3 protein-coding genes and 1 pseudogene are annotated in these 5424 nt (G+C 64.5%); 3 read left to right on the forward strand and 1 reads right to left on the reverse strand.

Annotation, left to right across the window (positions count from 1 at the left end; genetic code table 11):
- Positions 1-662: 662 nt before the first annotated feature.
- Genes OC446_RS29075 through OC446_RS29085 form a run of 3 tightly spaced genes read left to right on the forward strand, consistent with a single transcriptional unit; the run spans position 663 to position 4639 of the window.
- Positions 663-1565: an ABC transporter substrate-binding protein gene (locus tag OC446_RS29075; RefSeq protein ID WP_262032398.1), complete on the forward strand. Its 903-nt coding sequence runs from the start codon at positions 663-665 to the stop codon at positions 1563-1565.
- Between the two features lie 4 nt (positions 1566-1569).
- A complete protein-coding gene (gene fhuB, locus OC446_RS29080) occupies positions 1570-3525 on the forward strand; it encodes a Fe(3+)-hydroxamate ABC transporter permease FhuB (RefSeq protein WP_262032399.1) in 1956 nt (651 codons plus the stop codon).
- Between the two features lie 16 nt (positions 3526-3541).
- Positions 3542-4639: a siderophore-interacting protein gene (locus tag OC446_RS29085; protein ID WP_262032400.1), complete on the forward strand. Its 1098-nt coding sequence runs from the start codon at positions 3542-3544 to the stop codon at positions 4637-4639.
- 54 nt (positions 4640-4693) lie between these two features.
- On the opposite strand, the pseudogene OC446_RS29090 reads toward OC446_RS29085, so the two are convergent.
- Positions 4694-5424 (reverse strand): annotated as a pseudogene (locus OC446_RS29090) (carboxypeptidase M32); the annotation flags it as partial.

The raw sequence follows: 5424 nt of genomic DNA on the forward strand, positions 1-5424 counted from the left end.
ATGCTCATCGCAACCTCCTCCTTCAGGGTGTTGCGACGACTGTTTGAATCCGTCCTCACTCCCATCTTCAACGCAGAACGACGCTTCATTGGATGCCCCCAAGGCTTTCGATCGCAGGGAGGCCGTCTGACCTCACCTGCATGCGCAATCACCGGATTGCCGCTCCGCCTCCCCTATTGTTCCCGTAAAGTTGAATCAAGAATTATATTTTTAAATTACTCTAAACTGCAGTTTTAAATCATTATAATCAGCAGATACACTCTTTATAATCACTATAAACTGAGTTTATCACCGCCGAATAGCGCAGATACAAAAGCGAATAGAAGCGGCCGATGAAGGCTCCTCACTACCCACCACGAGACGGAGGTTTGAGGCATACCGCGGGGATCGAGCCGCTCCCTCGTGACAAGGCACAATTCTTTTGAATGGTTCTAAGCTACTGATATAGACAGCTTTTCAACACAAAAAATGTTGACGCGACCTCCTTCCCGGTCCATCAACCCGCCCCGAACACACGATGAAGTCAGAGCATCGCGCAAGAAGCGGCAGACTGGGGAACTGGGACATGCACCCTTGGCCACACGCCTCATTCCTCAAGTATTACTCATGTAATCATTAGAATATATCCATCAAAAATCTCCGAGGGCACACCGATACCGCGCATGGACCCCGAATCCGCACGACCCGAATTCGCCCTAACCCGGCGCAGGCTCCTGGGAGCCGGGATCGGTTCTCTCATCGCAGGCAAAAGCCAGGCAGAGACATTCCGTCGAATTGCGGTCCTCGACTGGGCCATGCTTGAGACTCTGCTTGCACTGGAGGTCGTGCCTGTCGCAGCAACCGAGCTTGTGCAGTTCCGGAAGATCGCCATCGAGCCAAGCGTGCCGCCGCATGTGGCCGATCTCGGACTGCGCGGCTCGCCGAATCTCGAGATGCTGCGCCTCGCCAATCCCGATCTGATCGTCAGCTCGGGCTGGTACACATGGGTGCACGACAATCTGGAGCGGATCGCTCCCGTCGTATCCCATTCGGTTCACGAACCGGGCCATCCTCCCTACGCGGCGGCCGAACGCGCGACATTGGCGCTTGGTGGACATCTCGGACGCAAGCCGCAGGCGGAAGCCTATGTGCATGCCACGTTCCGCGAGATCGCCCTGGCAGGGCAAGGCCGCGCAGACAGGACGCGTCCCGTGTTCCTGATCAATCTCGGCGACGCGCGCCACGTCCGGGTCTTCGGCCCCGACAGCATGTTCGGCGACGTGCTTCAGCGCCTCGGCTTCGTGAACGCATGGCCCAAGCCGACCAGCTATGCGGCGGCAGCGCCCATGCCGCTCGAAACCCTCGCAGCGGTGCCGGAGGCGACCATCGCCATCGTGTCCCCGGTTCCTCCGGATGCACGAGGCACACTCGACAGCAGCCCCTTGTGGAAAGCCTTTCCAGCCGTGCACGAAGGACGGGTCGTGACTCTGCCCCCCGTCAATCCATTCGGGGCACTGCCTGCTGCGCGGCGTTTCGCGCGCGTTTTGAGCGACGCAATGTCGAAGCTCGTGGTCGGGCATGGTTAGGGCGATGACGGGAAGGGCACCCGTGCTCTCGTGGCTCTTCGCGGCAACCATTGCCATGGGCCTGTGCTGGTACCAGATCCTGAACCTGCTGCCCTGGGCGAGCAGTCAGGGCTTCGACCTCAACCGCATTCTCCTCGTCAACAGCGTCCTGCCCCGCGCGGCGGTGGCATTGCTGGCTGGCGCCGCGCTCGGTCTCTCCGGCGCCCTGTTGCAACAGGTGCTGCGCAACCCCATCGCAGATCCTTCGACCCTCGGCATCTCGGCAGGCGCGCAATTCGCCATGACGGCCGCCACCCTGTTCGCGCCCGCATGGATGGAAACCACCCGCGATACCGTCGCGCTGGGCGGAGGATTGGCCGTCGTCGCCCTTCTGCTGGCGCTCACCTGGAAGCGCGGTCTCGAGCCGATCACGGTCGTGCTCGCCGGCATGGTAATCTCGCTGATCGCCATGGCGTCGAGCGCAACGCTGATCCTTGCGAACGGCGAATACATGATGTCCCTGCTCATCTGGGGCAGCGGCTCGCTCACGCAGCAGGGCTGGGACCATGCTCAGGCGATTGCACTCACGCTGTCGATCGGCCTCGCCGCAGCCTTCCTGCTGATCCGTCCCCTGGCGATCCTCGGTCTCGACGACGCGAGTGCGCGCGGCCTTGGCGTCAACCTCATTTTCCTGCGCCTCCTGTCACTCACCGTCGCCGTGTGGCTGGCGACCACCGTTACGGCGGAAATCGGCGTCATCGGCTTCGTCGGACTCGCAGCCCCGGCCCTCGCCCGCCTGTGTGGAGCGCGGACGCCGCGCGACATCCTCCTGACGGCACCGCTCGTCGGCGCGACGATCCTGTGGCTCACGGACGGCCTCGTGCAGCTTGCCGCCGGCGGGTCGGCCGAGATGGTGCCGACGGGAGCCGCCACGGCCCTGCTTGGAGGACCACTGCTCCTCACTCTGCTCCCGCGCCTTCGGCTCGCGGCGCACATGTCCAGCTTCACTCCGCCCTCACCGGCGCGGCGGATCAGAAGGCCGCTGCTGCCTCTGCTTGCGATCCTCATCCTCGTCCTGGGCCTGATCGCCCTGGCGCTCCTCGTCGGGCGCGGGCCTGACGGCTGGAACCTGGCGACGGGAGGGCTTCTGCAGGACCTCCTTCCATTCCGCGCACCGCGCATCGCGGCAGCGGCTGCCGCCGGGGCCATGCTGGCCGCAGCCGGCATGATCCTGCAGCGGATGACGGGCAATCCCCTCGCGAGCCCGGAAGTGCTCGGCATCAGTGCCGGCGCCGGTGTCGGACTGGCGGTCGTTCTCTTCACGATGCCCGCGCCGACCATGAGCGCAAGGTTGATCGGCGCCGCCACCGGCGTCCTGGTGGCCCTGACGGTATTGCTCTGGGTAGCCGGGCGGCAGGCGAAGAACGCCGAGCGCCTGCTGCTCGGAGGCCTGGCCGTCGGAGCCTTCTGCAGCGCCCTGGTCAATGCCGTCATGATCACCGGCGATGTCCGTGCCTTCCAGCTCCTGGCCTGGATCAGCGGCTCGACGGGTCAGGTGACCTGGACCGAGGCCGCGATGGCTCTGGTGGCGGCTTTCATCCTGCTGAGCTTTCTGCCGCTCACCACCCGCTGGCTCGAGATCCTCACCCTGGGCCCTGATCAGGCTCGCGCCGTCGGCCTGCCGCTCCATGTGAGCCGCATGACGCTGATTCTGTTCGCGGCGGGGCTCACGGCCGCGGCGTCGCTCATGGTCGGCCCGTTGAGCTTCGTCGGGCTCGTCGCTCCGCATATGGCGCGACTCCTGGGCTTCAGCCGGGTCCATCTGCAACTCACGGCCGCAATCCTGATCGGCGCTGGGCTGATAACCGGAGCCGACTGGCTCTCGCGGATCGTCACGTTTCCCTACCAACTTCCGCTGGGTCTTTTCGCTTCGCTCATCGGCGGACCGTATCTGATCTGGCTCCTGCGTCGTAATCGATAAGCGGAGCGCCCTCGTCATGGACCAGACGATAACAGCATCCCTCCTTCGCGCCGAGGCGAAGGTGACCCTTGCCGGTCCCGCCCTGGTCATGGACAGGCTCTGCGACTACTTCGTCGAACACGGGCGGATGAACCGTTCGGAACGTTCGGCCCGCATCGACTTCATCTACGGCAGCGCATCCGTCGAAGCGGACGACGACAGCCTTCATATCCTGGCCGAAGGAACCGACGCGACAGGTCTCGCCTACGTTAAGTGGAGCCTCGCCGAGCACATCCTCGGCTTCGCGGAGGGCGAGACACCCCGCATCTCCTGGACCGGTGACGGTGCGACCGGGTCGCCTTTGCCCTATTTCCGCGAGATGCGGGTCGTCAGCGCCGCCAACGTGACGCCGCGGATGCGCCGTGTGCGTCTGAAGGGTCCAGACCTCGCCCGCTTCGCCACCGGCGGCATGCATGTGCGGCTCCTGTTTCCTCCCAGGGCAAGCGCAGTTCCGCAATGGCCGGTGACGGGCGAAGACGGGCGGCCCGTCTGGCCCAAGGGCGAGGATCGGCCGGTCATGCGTATCTATACGATCCGAAAGATCGACGTGGAGCGCGGCGAGATCGACATCGATTTCGTCCTGCACGATGGCGACGAGACACCCGGCTCGACCTGGGCTCGGAGAGCCTGTCCGGGAGACATCATGGGAGCCATGGGACCGGCGGGTGGCGAGCTTCCGGATGCGGATTGGTATCTTCTCGCCGGCGACGAAACCGCGCTTCCCGCCATCAGCCGGATTCTCGCGGAGCTCCCGGCGGAATGCCGGGCTACCGTCCTGCTCGAAGTGGCCGATGCGAGCGAGGAACAGCTGCTGCGCTCATCCGCGGCCCTGGACATCCGCTGGATGCACCGCAACGGCGCTCCGGCCGGGACGACGTCCCTGCTCGAGGAAGCCATCCGTGGGATCGCCATCCCGTCGAGCGCGGCACGCCGCTTCATCTGGGCCGGATGCGAACAGAAAAGCTGTCGTTGCCTGAAGCGGATCCTCCGCAAGGAGTGGAAGCTTTCGACCTCGGAGCACCAAGTCGTCGCCTATTGGCGCGCAGGCCATACGGCAGATCAAGTCGAGCATTGAAAAAGCCGCAGCGGACCTCTCTGCTGCGGCTTGGTTCATACGATCTAGGTTTGTCTACGCCGCGTATTTGCCCCGCAGATAGGCCAGGTACGGCGCCGGATCGAGGCCGCGTCCGGTTTCGCGCTGCAGCAGCTCGTCTCGCTGGAAGCGGCGACCGTGCTGCCAGATTCGGGTGCGCAGCTCTTCAGCCAGGGCCGAATACTCGCCTGCCTGGATGGCAGCATCGAGGGACGGCTTCTGCCGGCGCAGGGTCTCCATCACCTGCGCGCCCATGACGTTGCCGACCGTGTAGGTCGGGAAGGAACCGATATAGCCCGTCGACCAATGCACGTCCTGCAGGACGCCCTTGGCGTCGTACGGCACCACGAGATCGAGATCGCGCTTGATCGCCGCGTTCCAGGCGCCAGGCAGATCGGCGACCGGAAGCGAGCCGTCCATGAGGGCGCATTCGATGTCCGCCCGGAGCATGATGTGGAAGTCGTAGGTGAGCTCGTCCGCCTCGACGCGGATGAAGCCGGGTTCGACGCGGGTCACCGCGCGATAGAACTCCTCCGCGCTCACATCGCCTAGCTGATCGGGAAAGTGTCCCTGCAGCTCGGGGAAGTGCAGCTGCCAGAAGGTGCGGCTGCGGACGATGTGGTTCTCCCACAGCCGCGACTGCGATTCATGGGCGCCGAAGCTGGTGCCGCCGACCGCATAGAGCCCCACAAGATCGGTCGCCAGCGTAGTGCGGGTATAGGCCGGGTCGACGCCCTGCTCGTAAAGCCCGTGCCCGACCTCGTGGG

Source organism: Microvirga sp. Mcv34 (genome assembly GCF_024519725.1).
Lineage (GTDB): Bacteria > Pseudomonadota > Alphaproteobacteria > Rhizobiales > Beijerinckiaceae > Microvirga.